General features: G+C 70.6%; 12 protein-coding genes and 4 tRNA genes. 10 read left to right on the forward strand and 6 right to left on the reverse strand.

What is annotated here, in order from left to right; translation table 11 throughout:
- Positions 1-231: 231 nt before the first annotated feature.
- Together ABD140_RS14530 and ABD140_RS14535 are read right to left on the reverse strand one after the other, a co-directional pair.
- Positions 232-1668 carry an MFS transporter gene (locus tag ABD140_RS14530; protein ID WP_344240908.1) on the reverse strand — a complete coding sequence of 479 codons (1437 nt, stop codon included), beginning with the start codon at positions 1666-1668 and terminating at the stop codon, positions 232-234.
- Between the two features lie 162 nt (positions 1669-1830).
- Entirely contained in the window at positions 1831-2094 is a 264-nt protein-coding gene (locus ABD140_RS14535; protein ID WP_344240910.1) for a hypothetical protein, read from the reverse strand.
- 69 nt (positions 2095-2163) lie between these two features.
- On the opposite strand from ABD140_RS14535, the gene ABD140_RS14540 reads away from it, so the two are divergent.
- From ABD140_RS14540 to ABD140_RS14555, 4 genes are all read left to right on the forward strand, one after another.
- On the forward strand, positions 2164-2379 hold the full coding sequence (locus ABD140_RS14540) for a hypothetical protein (protein ID WP_344240912.1): 216 nt from the start codon (positions 2164-2166) through the stop codon (positions 2377-2379).
- Between the two features lie 177 nt (positions 2380-2556).
- A complete protein-coding gene (locus ABD140_RS14545; RefSeq protein WP_344240913.1) occupies positions 2557-3234 on the forward strand; it encodes a TetR/AcrR family transcriptional regulator in 678 nt (225 codons plus the stop codon).
- A gap of 92 nt (positions 3235-3326) precedes the next feature.
- Positions 3327-6467 (forward strand): efflux RND transporter permease subunit, encoded by a 3141-nt coding sequence (locus ABD140_RS14550; RefSeq protein ID WP_344240915.1) that lies wholly within the window; start codon positions 3327-3329, stop codon positions 6465-6467.
- 458 nt (positions 6468-6925) lie between these two features.
- Positions 6926-7540, forward strand: a complete 615-nt coding sequence (locus ABD140_RS14555; RefSeq protein WP_344240917.1) for a DUF3885 domain-containing protein — start codon at positions 6926-6928, stop codon at positions 7538-7540.
- Positions 7541-7838: 298 nt separating this feature from the next.
- On the opposite strand, the gene ABD140_RS14560 is transcribed toward ABD140_RS14555, so the two are convergent.
- The 3 genes from ABD140_RS14560 to ABD140_RS14570 all read right to left on the reverse strand — a co-directional run bounded on the left by ABD140_RS14560 (position 7839) and on the right by ABD140_RS14570 (position 8089).
- Positions 7839-7910, reverse strand: a tRNA-Val gene (locus tag ABD140_RS14560).
- A gap of 11 nt (positions 7911-7921) precedes the next feature.
- A tRNA-Cys gene (locus ABD140_RS14565) sits at positions 7922-7992 on the reverse strand.
- 25 nt (positions 7993-8017) lie between these two features.
- A tRNA-Gly gene (locus tag ABD140_RS14570) sits at positions 8018-8089 on the reverse strand.
- Between the two features lie 131 nt (positions 8090-8220).
- Here ABD140_RS14570 and ABD140_RS14575 point away from each other — a divergent pair.
- The 3 genes from ABD140_RS14575 (at position 8221) to sthA (ending at position 11530) form a co-directional block, all read left to right on the forward strand.
- Positions 8221-9201, forward strand: coding sequence for an anthranilate synthase component I family protein (locus tag ABD140_RS14575; protein ID WP_344240919.1), 981 nt, complete (start codon positions 8221-8223; stop codon positions 9199-9201).
- Positions 9179-9988, forward strand: a complete 810-nt coding sequence (locus ABD140_RS14580; protein WP_344240921.1) for an aminotransferase class IV — start codon at positions 9179-9181, stop codon at positions 9986-9988. The genes ABD140_RS14575 and ABD140_RS14580 overlap by 23 nt, the downstream gene beginning before the upstream one ends.
- Before the next feature lie 132 nt (positions 9989-10120).
- Positions 10121-11530, forward strand: a complete 1410-nt coding sequence (gene sthA, locus ABD140_RS14585; RefSeq protein WP_344240923.1) for a Si-specific NAD(P)(+) transhydrogenase — start codon at positions 10121-10123, stop codon at positions 11528-11530.
- A 10-nt stretch (positions 11531-11540) separates the two neighbouring features.
- Here sthA and ABD140_RS14590 read toward each other — a convergent pair whose 3' ends face one another.
- Positions 11541-11960, reverse strand: coding sequence for an SsgA family sporulation/cell division regulator (locus tag ABD140_RS14590; protein ID WP_344240925.1), 420 nt, complete (start codon positions 11958-11960; stop codon positions 11541-11543).
- A gap of 308 nt (positions 11961-12268) precedes the next feature.
- Between ABD140_RS14590 and ABD140_RS14595 the strand changes: the two genes are divergently transcribed.
- The 3 genes from ABD140_RS14595 (at position 12269) to ABD140_RS14605 (ending at position 17320) form a co-directional block, all read left to right on the forward strand.
- Entirely contained in the window at positions 12269-12685 is a 417-nt protein-coding gene (locus ABD140_RS14595; protein ID WP_344241231.1) for a TIGR02611 family protein, read from the forward strand.
- An 88-nt stretch (positions 12686-12773) separates the two neighbouring features.
- A tRNA-Val gene (locus ABD140_RS14600) sits at positions 12774-12845 on the forward strand.
- Between the two features lie 212 nt (positions 12846-13057).
- Positions 13058-17320 carry a HAMP domain-containing protein gene (locus ABD140_RS14605; RefSeq protein WP_344240927.1) on the forward strand — a complete coding sequence of 1421 codons (4263 nt, stop codon included), beginning with the start codon at positions 13058-13060 and terminating at the stop codon, positions 17318-17320.
- The last annotated feature ends 2 nt before the right edge of the window (positions 17321-17322 follow it).

Consider the following 17322-nt stretch of genomic DNA (forward strand, 5'->3'; position numbering starts at 1 on the left):
CGCGAAGTCGCCGCTCCGTCCGCCGCTTTTGCGAGGCCGCCGCTCGGCCTGCAGCCCGCGAAGCCGATGCTCCGCCCGCCACCTTTGCGAAGCTGACGTTCTTCCTGTTATCCGCGAGGCCGTCGCTCTGCCTGCCACTCGCGAAGCTGCCGCGCCGCCACCTATGGAGGCGACGGGCTCGCGGAGGGTCAGGTGGTGGCCTTCATGGGAGGTTCGGGGAGGGACGGAGGGTCAGGCGGCGGCCTTCACGGGAGGTTCGAGGAGGAGGGAGGGCGCCGACTTCCGCGGGGGGAGGGCGAGGGAGACGAGGGCCGCGAGGAGGGCGGAGACGGCGCCGATGGCGAGGCCCGTACGGAAGCCGGCCTCGGAGGGAACGGAGACGGGGCCGAGGGGGACGGTCATGTGGGCGAGGATGACGCCGACGACCGAGGCGGAGACGGAGGTGCCGATGGAGCGGGCCAGGGAGTTCAGCCCGTTGGCGGCGGCGGTCTCGGTGAGGGGGACCGCGCCCATGATGAGGGCGGGCATGGAGGCGTAGGACAGGCCGACTCCGGCGCTGATCAGCATCGTGAAGAGCAGCATCTGCCAGGGCCGGTCCATGATGAGGGCGGCCAGGGCGTAGCCGGCGGAGATGACCAGCGCGCCGAGCGTCAGCGCGATCTTCGGGCCCCGGGCGGCGACGAGCCTGGCCGCCAGCGGGGAGACCGCCATCATCACCAGTCCGCCGGGGGCCATCCACAGGCCGGCCTGGATCATCGTCTGCCCCATGCCGTAGCCGGTGCTCTCGGGCAGCTGCAGCACCTGGATGACGACCAGCGACATCGCGTACATGGAGAACCCGATCAGGACGGAGACCAGGTTGGTGACCAGGACCTGCCGCCCCGCGCTGACCCGCAGGTCGACCAGCGGCGCGTCGGTCCGCAGCTCCCAGAACCCCCACACCGCGAACACGATCGGGGCGGCGGCGAGCAGCCCGAGGACGGTGCCGCTGGTCCAGCCCCAGTCCTGGCCCTTGGTGACGGCGAGCAGCAGGCACACCAGGCCGGTGGCGAGCCCGATCGTGCCGGGAAGGTCGAACCGGCTGCGGGCGCGGACGGGGGACTCGGGCACGACCGCCAGGAGCAGCACGCCGATCAGCACGCCGCCCGCCGACGACAGCCAGAACAGGGCGTGCCAGTCGGCGCTCTGGGCGATGGCCGCGGCGAGGGGGAGGCCCATCGCGCCGCCGACGCCCAGCGAGGAGCTCATCAGCGCCATCGCGGAGCCGAGCCGCTCGGGCGGCAGCACGTCGCGCATCACGCTGATGCCCAGGGAGATGAGGGGCAGGCCGAAGCCCTGGAGGGTGCGGCCGGCCACGACCGGTACCAGTGTGCTGCTCAGCGCGCAGATCAGGGAGCCGAGGGTGAGCAGGGCGGCGCAGGCCAGCATGAGCCGGCGTTTTCCGTAGAGGTCGCCGAGCCTGCCGAAGACGGGGGTGGCGACCGCGCCGGCCAGCAGGGTCGAGGTGAGGGTCCAGGAGGCGTCGGTGGCGGTGGTGTCCAGCAGGACGGGCAGTTCGCCGATCAGCGGGACGATCAGGGTCTGCATCAGGGAGACCGTGATGCCGGCGCCGGCGAGGACGGCGACGATCGCGCCGCTGCGCTCGGCATGGGGGGAGGGCGAGGACAAGGGTGCTCCAACCGGGGGGAAGCGCGTGCGCGCCTTGTGTGGCACAGGCCCTTCATGTGCATGGTGCACTTAATATGCATCCTACATAAATGCCTTTCCCCGAAAAGATGAGGACCCGGGCCACTCGCTGGAATGCGCACATTTCGGGTCCGAATTCGAAGGTCAGAGGGCCGGAGTGAGCTTCTTCACGTTCCCATCGGCGTTCGCGGCGTGCCGGTCGTCGCCGTCGGCCGACGGCTTCTCCGGCAGCAGGAAAGCCGTCACCACACCGATCAGGAACACCGGCGTCGGGTAGAGGAAGATCGGCACGAGCGCCTCCTGGCAGGAGCGCACGACGATTTCCTGCGGCTGCGGCTCCGGCTGCAGAGAGCGGACCAGCGCCGGGGTCGACGAGCGGCCGGGCAGGTAGCCGACGGTCGCGAACACGCCGAGCCCGATGGAGAATGCCCAGCAGGGCCGCCACGGTGAAGATCGGGCTGCGGACCGTAGAGCGGCATGCCGATGGTCGCGGCGAGGATGCGGGCGGTGGCGATCCACGCCATGTGCTCCAGGCCGTCGAACTCCCCGACGATCGTCGGCGGTGCGGCGGTGAAGATGGTCTGGTTCAGTGCGCCGAGCAGCATGGTGGGCATCGGCGCGGCGAAGATCGGCCCGAAGTTGCGCGGCCTGCTCGGGTGGTCGTTGGTCTCGGGCCCGCCGGGGCGGGGGTGAAGGACATGGCGATGACTCCGTGAGGTCGGCGGGCCGCGGGTCGGCCGGACGAAACGAATGAAGCAGAGGAGGCTCCGCAGGGTCGGCCGAGCGCAGTAGAAGCGGAGGAGGCTCCTCCGAGGTGGCCGAGCGCGGTAGAAGCGGAGGCATGTCCTCCGTTTGCGTAGGATGGGCGATATGGAACCGCCTGTGGCCTCCCGCACCCCGGGGGAGGACCGTCCTCTGCGCAAGGACGCCGAGCGCAACCGCCGCCGCATCCTGGCGGCCGCTCGCGAGCTGTTCGCCGCACACGGCCTGGACGTCACCCTCGACGACGTCGCCCGGCACGCCGGAGTCGGCGTCGGCACCGTCTACCGGCGCTTCCCCGGCAAGGAGGACCTCGTCGAGGCGTTGTTCGCCGAGGAGATCGACCTCCTGGTGGCCAGGGCGGAGCAGGCGCTGGAGGAGGCCGACCCCTGGAGGTCCTTCGTCGACTTCCTGGTCGACGGCACCGAGCACATGGCCTGCGACCAGGGGCTGCGCGAGGTGATGCTCTCCGACGCCTACGCCCACGACCGGCTGGGCCGGATCCGCGACCGGCTCGTCCCGCTCACCGAAGCGATCGTCCACCGCGCCCAGGAGGCCGGGGTGCTGCGCGCCGACTTCAGCCCCACCGACATCCCCCTCCTCCACGGGATGATCGGCTCCGTCGGCCTCCTGGCCCAGAGCGCTCGGCCCGAGGTGTGGCGGCGTTACCTGACCCTCGTCCTGGACGGCCTGCGCCCCCGCCCCGGCCTCACCCCGCTGCCCGAGCCCGCCCTCACCTTCGCCGAACTCGAACAGATCACCGGGATCGGGGGAGAACCCCCGAGGTGATCCACCGCTTGTCCACAGGGCGTCCGGCGCGCCCCTGACCTTGCCTTACCGTGAAACCCGAGTCCGACTCCCCGCGCGAAACGAGTCCCACCGTGTCCTGGCTGTCCAAGATCAGTCTCACGCACCGCAAGCTGGTGCTGCTGATCACCCTCGGATTGCTCGCGCTCGGCGCGTATGCGATCCCCACCCTGCAGCAGCAGTTGCTGCCCAACATCTCCGTCCCCGCGAGCCTCGTGATGGCCCCCTACCCGGGCGCCTCGCCCGAGGTGGTGGAGGAACAGGTGGTCGAACCGCTCGAGGACGCGGTCAAGGGCATCGACGGCCTGGAGTCCATGACGGCGACGTCGCGGCAGGGCATGGCGACCGTGGCGCTGATGTTCGAGTACGGCACCGGTTCGGACACCCTCGTCACGGAGGTCCGCCAGGCGGTCAACCGGATCTCGGGCAGGCTGCCCGCCGGCGTCACACCCGAGGTGATGACGTTCTCCACCGACGACCTGCCGACCATGACGCTCGCCGTCACCTCCGGCGGCCAGGGCGGGCTCGACGGGCTCGCGGCCGCGGTCGAGGCGAAGGTGGCGCCGGAACTGCGGTCCGTGGACGGCGTCAACGAGGTCACCGTCTCCGGTGAGCGCGAGCAAGTCGTACGGATCATGCCGAACCCGGCCAAACTCGCTGCGAGCGGTCTGGACGCCTCCGCGCTCGGCACCGCGCTGAGCACCGCGGGCCGTACCGCTCCGGGCGGGGCCATCACCTCCGGGGAGCAGAGCCTGAGCGTCCAGATCGGCGGGCCGATCACCTCGGTTCAGCAGATCAAGGACCTGTGGCTGACCGGGTCCAAGACGCCGGTGCAGCTCGGCTCGGTCGCGTCGGTCTCCCTGGTCGAGGCCGACGCCACCTCGAAGACCCGCACCAACGGCAAGGAGAGCCTCGGCATCTCCCTCATGCTCGACCGCGACGGCAGCTCCTCGTCGGTCTCCGGGGACGTGCGCGACCTCCTGCCCGAGCTGGAGAAGGCGCTCGGCGGCACCGCCGAGATCACCATCGTCTCCGACACCGGGCCCGCCGTCAGCGAGGCCGTCCTCGGCCTGCTGGAGGAGGGCCTGCTCGGCTTGGTCATGGCCGTCCTGGTGATCGTGCTCTTCCTGCGCTCGGCCCGCTCCACCCTGGTGACCGCGATCTCGATCCCGCTGTCGCTGGTGGTCGCGCTGATCGTGCTGAAGTTCAACGGCTACTCGCTCAACATGCTCACCCTGGGCGGCCTGACCATCGCCGTCGGCCGGGTCGTCGACGACTCGATCGTGGTGCTGGAGAACATCAAGCGCCATCTGGGCTACGGCGAGGAGAAGCGCCGGGCGATCCTCGACGCGGTCCGCGAGGTGGCCGGCGCGGTCACCTCCTCCACGCTCACGACCGTCGCGGTGTTCCTGCCGATCGCGCTGGTGGGCGGCATGGTCGGGGAGCTGTTCGGCTCGTTCTCCATCGCCGTCACCGTGGCGATGATCGCCTCCCTGGTCGTCTCCCTGACGATCATCCCGGTGCTGGCGTACTGGTTCCTGAAGGTCCCCGACGTCGGCGACGACCCCGAGGTGTTCCGCCGCCGTGTCGAGGAGGAGGAGCGCACCGGCGTGCTGCAGCTGGTGTACGTGCCGCTGATCGGCTGGGCCGTGCGGTTCCGCAAGACCGTGCTGGCCGGAGCCGCGCTCGTCCTGGGCCTGACCATCGTGCTCGCCTTCGGCCTGAAGACCGACTTCCTCGGCGATTCGGGCACCCAGTCCCTGAGCGTCACCCAGACCCTGCCGGCGGGCACCGCGCTGGAGACCACCGACGCGGCGACCCGCAAGGTCGAGGCGGTCCTGGCCGACACCGAGGGCGTGGAGTCCTACCAGGTGACCGTCGGCTCCCCGGGCGGCATCATGGGCGCGCTGATGAGCGGCGGTTCGAGCGAGGCCACCTACAGCGTGGCCCTCGCCGAGGACGCCGACTCCGACCGCGTCCAGTCCGTGCTGGAGGACGACCTGAAGGCGCTCACCGGCGCCGGTGAGCTCAAGGTCGCTCCCAACACCGGCATGGGCGGCGGGAACAACGTCGAGGTGCAGGTGGACGCCCCCGACGACGAGGCGCGCGCCACCGCCGTCAAGCAGCTGCAGGACGCCCTGTCCGGGGTGCCGGAGGTCAAGGACGTCGGCAGCGACCTGTCCGAGAGCGTGCCGATGCTCAGCGTCCGCGCCAAGGACTCCGCGGCGCGGATGGGGCTGAGCGACGCGGTTCTGGCCCAGGTGGTGGCGCAGGCCGTCCAGGGGAACACGGTCACGACCGTCAACCTCGAGCGCGGTGAGACCGACGTCGTCGTCCGGGCCTCGGCCCAGGCGCCCGCCTCGGTCGAGGAGCTCAAGGCGCTGCGGGTCCCGGGCGTGCCGGGCGGCGCGGTCCGGCTCGGCCAGGTGGCGACCGTCGCCCAGGTGGACGGCCCGGTCGAGCGCACCCGGCAGGACGGCGAGAGCACCGCCACCGTCACCGCGGTCCCGGTCGGCGACGACCTGGCCAAGGCGTCGCAGGCGATCCAGAAGAAGCTGGACTCCCTGAAGCCCGCGGACGGCGTCACCTACACCCTGGGCGGCGTCACCGCCGACCAGGAGGAGGCCTTCGCCCAGCTGGGCCTGGCCATCGCCGCCGCCATCGCGATCGTCTTCCTGCTGCTGGTCGCCGCCTTCGGCAGCATCCGCCAGACGCTGGTCCTGCTGGTGTCGGTGCCGTTCGCCGCCACCGGCGCGATCCTGCTGCTGCTGATCACCGGCGTCCCCATGGGCGTCGCCGCGATGATCGGCATGCTGATGCTCGTCGGCATCGTCGTCACCAACGCGATCGTCCTGGTCGACCTGATCAACCAGTACCGCGCCCAGGGCATGAGCGTCGCCGAGGCCGTCACCGAGGGCGGCCGCCGCAGGCTCCGCCCCATCCTCATGACGGCGCTGGCCACGATCTTCGCCCTGATCCCCATGGCCCTGGGCCTGACCGCCTCCGGCGGCTTCATCTCCCAGCCCCTGGCCGTGGTCGTCATCGGCGGCCTGCTCAGCTCCACCGCCCTCACCCTCGTCCTCATCCCGGTCCTCTACACCATGGTCGAGACCCACCGAGAGTCCCGCCAGGCCCGCAAGGCCGCCAAGGCCGCGCAGAAGGCGACCGGAACCAAGGACCCCAGCTCGGAAGAGGAGCTCGAACCCGTCTCCTGACCCACCCGCCCGGCCCGGAGCACCTCCGGCCGGACGAGCGGCCCGGCCCCTGATCAGAGGGCCCGGCTTCTGATTAGACGGCCAGGCCCCCGATCAGAGGGCCCGGCACCCTGTTCCCGATATGACCAAGCGGCCCTTGGAAGCGGATCGCCCCGCCTCCAAGGGCCGCTCTCCTTCTCATCTGTTCATCTGTCTCCCTGACCGCGAGGGAGGAGTAGTTCGAGGATCTACGGCAACCGTCAGGTCTCGAGGGCCGGAAGCGACGTGTCGGCCAACCTCCTCCACCACGCGCCGGATGGCTCTCCGGGAGCCGTGTCCTGGGGCTGCCGCATGTGACCGGGCTCGTTCCCGAGTGCTTTGACCTGTGGAGGCCGGGATCCACCTGTCGTTGGCGCAGCGGGGTGAACGGCTCACCTGGCACCATGAGGTCGTCTGTTTCGCGCGTTTGGGGGAGTTTTGTGACCGAAGGCGATCTGGCGGGGCTCACGGCGGTGTGGCGGGCCCGGTGGGGTGGTTCGCCGGTCGGGTACGAGCTCCGTGAGCGTTTCGCGGATCGCTGGGTGAGGTTCCACAGCCTTCCGGAATCGAAGCGCTATGCGGAGACCGAAGCAGAGTACGGCGTCGTCCTCGACCGTCATCGCACCTTGCTCCGGGCACTGGGAGTCGAGGACCGGCTCTGCCTGATCGCCGGTTACTTCGAGGAGGCCGAAGGTCCCGCGTCTCCTCATCCGGACCACCCAGACCCGGACCGTCCAGACCCGGACCGCCCGGGTCCGGACCACCCGGGCGCGGTCCCGTGGCTGACGGTCATGCCCGATGAGCGTTCGTTCTTCGAGATCCCTTTGAAGCTCTATGTCAGCGAAGTCGTCTACGGGAGCGCGACGCTGGATCCGTTCCTCCGGGGCGTGGCCGACGAGCGGCTCGGCCACGCGATCATCTCCCCGCCGGACCTGAGGTGGCTCTACCACCCGTATGACGGAGGCGGGGACGTCATCGCCGCGACGGTGCGGGAGCGTGATGCTCTGAAGTCCCGCTATGCGTCCTGGCTCTCCGAGCATCCGAGCGGGTTGTGAATCACCGGGTCACGGACACGGCGGCCACTGCCGGTGAGGCGGGGAACCCCGCATCGAACAGGTTGAGCGGGGAATTCCGCATCTGATCCAGCCGGAATTCCACACCCGGTTTCGATCAGGAGATCCACGCTCCGTGGGGTACGGGAAACCGGCGCCCATCGGTTGCGGACAAGGTGACGGCGCTTGACGGTGACAGGGCCGCGAGGGCGAAACCCCGCCGAGAGGCGCGGGAGACCCGAAAAACACAGCGGCCCCGTGGGTCATCGAACGGAATTCGATGGCCCACGGGGCCGAGCAGTGGACGATACTGGGATTGAACCAGTGACCTCTTCCGTGTCAGGGAAGCGCTCTCCCGCTGAGCTAATCGTCCAGGGTACTGCGAGGTGGAGACGGGATTTGAACCCGTGTGCACGGCTTTGCAGGCCGCTGCCTCGCCTCTCGGCCACTCCACCGTGGTAAGGCCTCGCGGCCTCTCCGAGCGGAAGACGGGATTCGAACCCGCGACCCTCACCTTGGCAAGGTGATGCTCTACCACTGAGCCACTTCCGCGTGTGCTTTCCGGGGGGCTTCCCCTCCGTTGGCGACGAGGAAAACCATAGCCAAACTCCGGCCCGGGTGCCAAACCGAATACCGGAGGGGGCGGGATGCGCCGGGTCGGCGGGGGCGGGAGACTGGGCGATATGGAAGCGTTCGCCCATGTGGACGGCCTGCTGGCGACCGGCCTGGCCGAGGTCTCCGACGATCTCCGCGTGCTGGGGACGCGGGGCTGGTGGGCGGTGGTGGTCACCTACGAGGGCGAGGCCGTCTGCGCCAGGTTCGAGCACGTGCGTCCGGCGCCGCACCCCGACGGGGCGTGGGCGGCGCCGGGGGAGTGGACGAGCTCGCTGGACCGGGCGGCCTACGAGCGCGGCGTGGCGGAGATCCGCGCCGCGATCGCCGAGGGCGTCGTCTACCAGGCCAACCTGTGCCGGGTGCTGTCCGCGCCGGTGCGCGGGGAGATCGCCGGGCTGGGGCGGCGGCTGGCCGCGGGCAACCCGGCGCCGCACGCGATGACGCTGAGCCTGCCGGACCTCCAGGTGGCCTGCGCGAGCCCGGAGCTGTACCTGGCGCGGGACGGGGAGCTGGTGACGTCCCGGCCGATCAAGGGCACCGGGCGCACCGAGGCGGACCTGCTGCCCAAGGACGAGGCCGAGAACGTGATGATCGTCGATCTCGTCCGCAACGACCTGGGCCGGGTGGCGCGGCCCGGCACGGTCGAGGTGCCCGAGCTGTGCGCCGTGGAGGCCCATCCGGGCCTGGTGCACCTGGTCTCGACGGTGCGGGCCCGCACGGCCGCCGGCTGGCCGGAGCTGATCGCCGCGACGTTCCCGCCGGGCTCGGTGACGGGCGCGCCCAAGTCGTCGGCGCTGGAGCTGATCGAGCGGCTGGAGCCGGTGCCGCGCGGCCCGTACTGCGGGGCGGTCGGCTGGGTGGACGCCGACCGCGGCACGGCGGCGCTGGCCGTGGGGATCCGCACGTTCTGGGTGGAGGACGGGCTGCTGCGGTTCGGCACGGGGGCGGGCATCACGTGGGGCTCCGATCCCGCGAGAGAATGGCGGGAGACGGAGCTGAAGGCGAAGAACCTCCTGGAGGTGGCGGGTGCAGGTCTGGATCAACGGTGAGCTCGGCAGGGACACCGTCAGCGTCTTCGACCACGGCCTCACCGTGGGCGACGGCGTGTTCGAGACGGTCAAGCTGGTGCGGGGCGAGCCGTTCGCGCTGACCCGCCACTTGGAGCGCCTGGCGTCCTCGGCGCGCGGCCTGGGGCTGCCCGAGCCGGACGAGGCGCTGGTGCGCGCGGGAGCCGCCGAGGTGCTGGCCGCCGCCGAGCCGTGGGAGCTGGGCCGGCTGCGGATCAGCTACACCGGCGGCCCCGGCCCGCTCGGCTCCGACCGGGGTCCCGACGGCCCCACGACGATCATCATCGCGGGCGAGCAGAAGCCGTTCCCCGCCACGGCCGCGGTCACCTCGGTGCCCTGGCCGCGCAACGAGCACGGCCCGCTCACCGGCCTCAAGACCACCTCCTACGCCGACAACGTGGTGGCCCTGGCCTACGCCAAGGAGCGCAGGTCGGGCGAGGCGATCTTCGGCAACCTCGCCGGGAACCTGTGCGAGGGCACCGGCTCGAACATCTTCCTCGTCCTGGGAGGCCGCCTGGTCACCCCGACCCTGGCGAGCGGCTGCCTGGCCGGCGTCACCCGGGCGCTGGTCCTGGAGTGGATCGGCGCCGAGGAGGTCGACGTCCCCCTGGCCGCGCTCGCCGACGCCGAGGAGGCCTTCCTCACGTCCACGACCCGCGACATCCAGCCGATCGCCCTGATCGACGGCCGGGAGCTGCCGGTGGGCCCCGTCACCCGCAAGGCGCAGGAGGCCTTCGCCCTCCGCGCGGCGGAAAAGGTCGACCCCTGAGGCGCGAAGGGGAACGCGAAGGGGAAAAGGTCGACACCCGGGGTGCGGAAAGGTCGACCCTTGAGGCGAAGTATGAGGCTTGTTACGTCCAAGGCCTTATCTCGGGAAGGCCCGGGGTTCAGACTGGACGGCGTGTATGACTTCGATCTCCTCGTCATCGGGTCGGGGCCGGGCGGCCAGAAGGCGGCGATAGCCGCGGCCAAGCTCGGCAGGAGAGCAGCGATCATCGAGAAGCGCCACATGCTGGGCGGCGTCTGCATCAACACCGGGACGATCCCGTCCAAGACCCTGCGCGAGGCGGTGCTCTACCTCACCGGCCTCAACCAGCGCGAGCTGTACGGCCAGAGCTACCGCGTCAAGGACGAGATCACCGTCGCCGACCTGGGCCTGCGCACCCGGCACGTGGTCGGCCGCGAGATCCAGGTGATCCGCAGCCAGCTCACCCGCAACCGGGTGGCCCTGCTGCAGGGCACCGGCCGCTTCCTGGACGAGCACACCGTCGGGGTCCTGGGCGAGGGCGACGAGGAGCGCAAGGTCACCGCCGAGCGGATCGTGATCGCCACGGGGACGTCCCCGGCCCGCCCCGGCAGCGTGGAGTTCGACGACCGCACCGTCATCGACTCCGACGCGATCCTGCACCTGGACCGCGTCCCGGAGACCATGGTGGTGGTCGGCGCCGGGGTCATCGGCATCGAGTACGCCTCGATGTTCGCGGCGCTGGGCACCAAGGTCACCGTGGTGGAGCGGCGCGAGCGCATGCTGGAGTTCTGCGACCTGGAGATCGTCGAGGCGCTCAAGTACCACCTGCGCGACCTGGCGGTGACGTTCCGGTTCGGCGAGAGCGTGGCGGCGGTGGAGCGGCGCGCGGGCGGGGCGCTGACCATCCTGGAGAGCGGCAAGCGCATCCCCGCCGACTGCGTCATGTACTCGGCCGGGCGGCAGGGCAAGACGGCCGAGCTGCGCCTGGAGGCGGCCGGGCTGGCCGCGGACGCCCGCGGCCGGATCTCGGTGGACGAGAACTACCGCACCGCGGTCCCGCACATCTACGCGGTCGGCGACGTGATCGGCTTCCCCGCGCTGGCGGCGACCTCCATGGAGCAGGGGAGGGTCGCGGCGCAGCACGCCTGCGGCGAGCCGGTGGCCGACATGCACGGGCTCCAGCCGATCGGGATCTACACCGTCCCGGAGATCAGCTTCGTGGGCCGCACCGAGGACGAGCTGACCCGGGAGCGGGTGCCGTTCGAGGTGGGCGTCTCCCGCTACCGCGAGCTGGCCCGCGGCCAGATCATCGGCGACTCGTACGGCATGCTCAAGCTGCTGGTCTCCCCGGAGGACCGCAGGCTCCTGGGCGTGCACGTGTTCGGGACGGGCGCCACCGAGCTGGTGCACATCGGGCAGACGGTCATGGGCTGCGGCGGGACGATCGACTACCTGGTCAACGCCGTCTTCAACTACCCGACGCTGGCGGAGTCCTACAAGGTGGCGGCGCTGGACGCGATGAACAAGATGCGGGCGATCGCCAGGCTGACCGGGGAGGCGTGAGCGGCGTCCCTCAGGACGACCAGAGCAGGTGCTCGAGTTCGGTGTCCATGTCGACGAACTCCGACTCCCGGCCCGCCGCCACGATGTCGTACGTCTTGTGCAGGAAGTCGGCCATCGGGATCAGCGGGACGTCGAACAGCGCGTCCCCGAACGGGGAGGACAGCGCCAGCTGCAGCGTCCTGTCGTCCTCCCGGCCCGACGGCCAGACCCGGACGTCGCCGAACCCGGCCCTGCGTTCGATGCCGACCGTGAGGAGCTCGCGGGCGAAGATCCATTCCACCGGATCCTCGTTGCCCACGTGGAAGGCCATCCTGATGGCGTACGGGTCGTCGGCCGCGTACTCGAGCGTGGCCATGAGCGGGACCGTCGAGCGGTCGGGCACGACGAGACGAAGGCCAAGCTCGGCGGAGATGGTGGTGCTGCTGTTCATCGCCATTCCTTCAGCGTCGGGCCCGTGGTGAGCGATCTCGATGATCTCGATGATGAGGACTTCGAGGACTTCGTCTCTTCAACGGATGTCCCCCCGATCTCAGACACGTAACTGCTGCAAGTCGTCAGAACATTCCCAGCAGCCGTTTGCGCGAACTTCCCCTCTCGGGCGATCGACACGCCGATGACCAGGACAAACGCGAAGGAAAGGGGAACTCGATCTCCGTGCGGGGGGTAAGGTTTGACCCCCTGTCACCCGTGGTGCGGCTCTTTGCTCCCCGCCCCGTCCCGTAGGGTAAAAGCGTGTCGATGAACCAGGAAAAAGAGCTGCGCGAAGGCGGCCGCTACCACCGCTTCCGCGAGGTCATGCGCCAGAATCCCCTGCTCTACACGACCTGGCGGATCGGCGTCTTCACCGTGGGCGCGGTGGTCCTGCTCGCCGGCGTGGTCATGATGGTGATGCCGGGGCCCGGCATGCTCGCCATCGTCGTCGGCCTGGCGATCCTGGCCACCGAGTTCGTCTGGGCCCAGCGCGCCCTCGGCAAGGCCAAGGCCGCCGCCGAGCGCGCCAAGGAGAAGGCGCTCGACCCGCGCGCCCGGCGGCGCAACATCATCCTCGCCGTCCTGCTCGGCCTCGTCTGCGCCGCGGCCCTCATCGCCTACCTCTACTACGTCGGCACTGAGCTGCCCTGGAACGTCGACTGGAGCCGCCCCAGCACGCGCTGAGCCCCTCCGGCGCAATCGATGTGCGAACCACCCCCGTTTCGCGCTAATGTAGGGCCACCGCCGAGCGGGAGACCGCAGAGCAGAACCCGGGCGATTAGCTCAGTGGGAGAGCGCTTCGTTCACACCGAAGAGGTCACTGGTTCGAACCCAGTATCGCCCACCCGGGACAGAGGCCGGATCCGATCACGGATCCGGCCTCTCGCGTTGCCCCCGCCCTCCCGCCACCCGCGCCGGCGATGGCGGGAGGTTTAGAACATGTGGCCGATCGAGGGAGATCGGGTCTTAAACTGATAACGGTTCGGGATGGTGGTGCCACAAGGTGCTTCCGAGGCCCGGCCGGAGATGGGAACCAGTGATGACGGCAGGGGCCGTATGAGCAGCACTACGACGAGCGTGGCCGGCGTCGCGGAACCAGAGCTGCGGCAGCTGCTCGCGGGACTGACGGCGGTACGGGACGGGGACTTCGGGACCCGGCTGCCCAGCGACGGGGAAGGGCTGCTGGGCGAGATCGCGCTCGTCTTCAACGGCATGGTCGACCAGCTGTCCCTGTTCACGTCCGAGGTGACGCGGGTCTCCCGCGAGGTCGGCACGGAGGGGCGGCTCGGCGGTCAGGCCGAGGTCCCCGGGGTGTCCGGCACGTGGGCCGACCTCACCGACTCGGTGAACGCCATGGCGGGCAACCTCACCACGCAGGTGCGCTCCATCGCCCAGGTGACCACCGCCGTCGCCGAGGGCGACCTCACCCAGAAGATCAACGTCGACGCGCGCGGTGAGATCCTGGAGCTGAAGAACACCGTCAACACGATGGTCGACCAGCTGTCCTCGTTCGCCGACGAGGTCACGCGCGTGGCGCGCGAGGTGGGCAGCGAGGGCAGGCTCGGCGGCCAGGCGCAGGTGCCGGGCGTCGGCGGCACCTGGCGCGACCTCACCGACTCGGTGAACTTCATGGCCGGCAACCTCACCGACCAGGTCCGCAACATCGCCCAGGTGACGACCGCCGTGGCGCGCGGCGACCTGACGCAGAAGATCACGGTGGACGCCCGGGGCGAGATCCTCGAGGTGAAGAACACCGTCAACACGATGGTCGACCAGCTGTCCTCGTTCGCCGCGGAGGTCACGCGCGTGGCCCGCGAGGTGGGCAGCGAGGGCCGCCTGGGCGGCCAGGCCGACGTGGAGGGCGTCTCGGGCACCTGGAAGGCGCTGACGGAGTCCGTCAACGCCATGGCGGGCAACCTCACCACGCAGGTGCGCTCCATCGCCCAGGTGACGACCGCCGTGGCGCGCGGCGACCTGACGCAGAAGATCACGGTGGACGCCCGGGGCGAGATCCTGGAGCTGAAGGAGACCATCAACACGATGGTCGACCAGCTCGGCGCGTTCGCCGACGAGGTCACCCGCGTGGCCCGCGAGGTCGGCACCGAGGGCAAGCTCGGCGGCCAGGCCCGGGTCCGCGGCGTGTCCGGCACGTGGAAGGACCTCACCGACAACGTCAACGTCATGGCGTCGAACCTGACCACGCAGGTGCGCTCCATCGCCCAGGTGGCCACGGGAGTGGCCAAGGGCGACCTCTCGCAGAAGATCACCGTCGAGGCCGAGGGCGAGATCGCCGCGCTCGCCGGCGCCATCAACACGATGGTCGACACCCTCTCGGTCTTCGCCGACGAGGTCACGCGCGTGGCGCGCGAGGTCGGCACCGAGGGCGACCTCGGCGGCCAGGCCCGGGTGCCCAACGTCGCGGGCACCTGGAAGGACCTCACCGACAACGTCAACTCGATGGCGACGAACCTGACCAACCAGGTGCGCAACATCGCCCAGGTCACCACCGCCGTCGCCCAGGGCGACCTCACCCGCAAGATCGACGTCGACGCCCGGGGCGAGATCCTGGAGCTGAAGACGACCATCAACACCATGGTCGACCAGCTGTCCTCGTTCGCCGCGGAGGTCACGCGCGTGGCCCGCGAGGTCGGCAGCGAGGGCCGCCTGGGCGGCCAGGCCGAGGTCGAGGGCGTCTCGGGCACCTGGAAGCGGCTGACGGAGAACGTCAACGAGCTGGCCGGCAACCTCACACGCCAGGTCCGCGCGATCGCCGAGGTCACCAGCGCCGTGACCCAGGGCGACCTCACCCGCTCCATCACCGTGGAGGCCTCCGGCGAGGTCGCCGAGCTGAAGGACAACATCAACTCGATGGTGCTCTCGCTGCGCGAGAGCACCCGCGCCAACCAGGAGCAGGACTGGCTGAAGTCCAGCCTGGCGGCGATCACCGACCTGATGCAGGGCCGCCGCGACCTCTCGGCCGTCGCCGATCTGATCATGGACGAGCTGGTGCCGCTGGTCTCGGCCCAGTACGGCGCCTTCTACCTCGCAGAGGAGGGCGGCGAGGGGCCCGTGCTGCAGCTCATCGCCTCCTACGGCACGGCCGGCGCGCAGAGGGCGCCCGAGCGGCTCGGGTTCGGCCAGTCCCTGGTGGGGCAGGCCGCGCGGAGCCGGCGCGCCATCGCCGTGGACGACGTGCCCGCCGGGTACCTCGTCTCCTCGGCCTCGGGCGGCGCCGCCCCGGCCAGCCTCATCGTGCTGCCGATCCTGGTGGAGGACCAGGTCCTGGGCGTCCTGGAGGTGGCCGCGCTGCACCGGTTCACCGAGGTGCAGCGGGCCTTCCTCGACCAGCTGATGGGGACGATCGGCGTCAACGTCAACAGCATCCTGGCCAACGTCCGCACCGACGAGCTGCTGGATGAGTCCCAGCGGCTCACCGTCGAGCTGCAGGCCCGCTCCCAGGAGCTGCAGGTCCGCCAGGAGGAGCTGCTGCTGGCCAACGCGGAGCTGGAGGAGAAGGCGGCGCTGCTGGCCACCCAGAACCGCGACATCGAGACCAAGAACCTGGAGATCGAGCAGGCCCGCCAGGAGCTGGAGGCGCGCGCCCAGCAGCTGGCGCTGGCCTCCAAGTACAAGTCCGAGTTCCTGGCGAACATGAGCCACGAGCTGCGCACCCCGCTCAACAGCCTGCTCATCCTCGCCCAGCTGCTGGCCCAGAACCCCACCCGCAACCTCACCCCCAAGCAGGTGGAGTACGCGGGCGTCATCCACTCGGCCGGCTCGGACCTGCTCCAGCTGATCAACGACATCCTGGACCTGTCCAAGGTCGAGGCCGGCAAGATGGACGTCAACATCGAGCGGGTCTCGCTGCGCCGGGTCGCCGACTACGTGGAGGCCACGTTCCGCCCGCTGGTGGTGCAGAAGAGCCTCGACTTCGGGGTCACCAGCGCCCCGGGCGTGCCGGACGAGATCGTCACCGACGACGCACGCCTGCGCCAGGTCCTGGGCAACCTGCTGTCGAACGCGGTGAAGTTCACCGAGAACGGCAGCGTGGAGCTGCGGATCGAACCGGCCTCGGACAAGGAGCTGCCGCCGGACATGGCGCGGGACGGCTCCGTCGTGGCCTTCCGGGTCACCGACACCGGCATCGGCATCCCCGAGAACCAGCTGGAGACGATCTTCGGCGCGTTCCAGCAGGCGGACGGCACGACCAGCCGCAAGTACGGCGGCACCGGCCTCGGCCTATCCATCAGCCGGGAGATCGCCTACCTGCTGCGCGGCGCGATCACCGCGCAGAGCGTGCCCGGCAAGGGCAGCACCTTCACGCTCTACCTCCCGGTGGCCGCCACCGGTCTCGAGCTCTCCTCCGCCATGGAGGAGGCGGGGACGGCGGAGCCCGCCGTGCTGACCCTTCCCGTCGGCCCCGCCCCGGTGGCGGCCGAGCCGGAGGCCGCCGAGCCCGAGCAGCTGGTCCGCCGCCTGCTGGTGGTCGAGGAGCAGCCGCGCGGCCTGCTGACCCTCGTCGCCGAGAGCGCGGTCGCCGAGCTGGCGGGACGCGACTTCGGGGTGGCCCGGGTACTCACCGCGGTCAGCTCCACCCAGGCGGCGTCGCTGCTGGCGACCGAGCCCTGCCACTGCGTGGTCCTCGGGCTCGACATGCCCGGCGGGGAGGCGCTGCGCCTGCTGGAGGCCTTCGACGGCGACAGCGCGCTGGCCGGGGTGCCGGTGCTGGTGCACAACAACCGGGGCCTGGACCCGCAGATCCGGCGGACGCTGCAGGAGCGCTCCCGCAACCGCCCGATCGAGGTGCTGCCGAGCCTGGACGAGCTACGCGAGCGCATCGCGCTGCACCTCACCGCGGCCGAGCCCGGTGACGTCCTGCCGCTGCTGGCCGCCGCCGAGAACGCGGGCGAGGAGTCCCAGCAGCCTCCGGCGGGCGAGAGCGGCCTGGCCGGGCGGACCGTCCTGGTCGTCGACGACGACGCCCGCAACGTCTTCGCGCTGACCGGGATGCTGGAGCTGCACGGCATGCGGGTCCTGCACGCCGACAACGGCCGCGCCGGCATCGAGACCCTCCGGGCGCACGACGAGATCGAGCTCGTCCTGATGGACGTGATGATGCCGGAGATGGACGGCTACGCGGCGACCACCGCGATCCGGGAGATGCCCCGGTACGCCGACCTGCCGATCATCGCGGTCACCGCCAAGGCGATGCAGGGCGACCGGGAGAAGAGCCTCGCGGCGGGCGCCAGCGACTACGTGACCAAACCGGTGGACGCGGACCTCCTCATCGCGGCCATCCAGCGGCTGCTGGAGCGGTGAGC

Origin of the sequence: Actinocorallia libanotica, assembly GCF_039525175.1 — a bacterium.
GTDB lineage: Bacteria > Actinomycetota > Actinomycetes > Streptosporangiales > Streptosporangiaceae > Actinocorallia > Actinocorallia libanotica.

Excerpts from the sequence above, each read along its gene's own strand:
- ABD140_RS14575 (WP_344240919.1), top strand. The coding sequence starts at position 8,221 with ATGGAAGCGTTCGCCCATGTGGACGGCCTGCTGGCGACCGGCCTGGCC.
- ABD140_RS14605 (WP_344240927.1), top strand. The coding sequence starts at position 13,058 with ATGAGCAGCACTACGACGAGCGTGGCCGGCGTCGCGGAACCAGAGCTG.
- ABD140_RS14540 (WP_344240912.1), top strand. The coding sequence starts at position 2,164 with ATGCCGATGGTCGCGGCGAGGATGCGGGCGGTGGCGATCCACGCCATG.
- ABD140_RS14590 (WP_344240925.1), bottom strand. The coding sequence starts at position 11,960 with ATGAACAGCAGCACCACCATCTCCGCCGAGCTTGGCCTTCGTCTCGTC.
- ABD140_RS14595 (WP_344241231.1), top strand. The coding sequence starts at position 12,269 with ATGAACCAGGAAAAAGAGCTGCGCGAAGGCGGCCGCTACCACCGCTTC.
- ABD140_RS14545 (WP_344240913.1), top strand. The coding sequence starts at position 2,557 with ATGGAACCGCCTGTGGCCTCCCGCACCCCGGGGGAGGACCGTCCTCTG.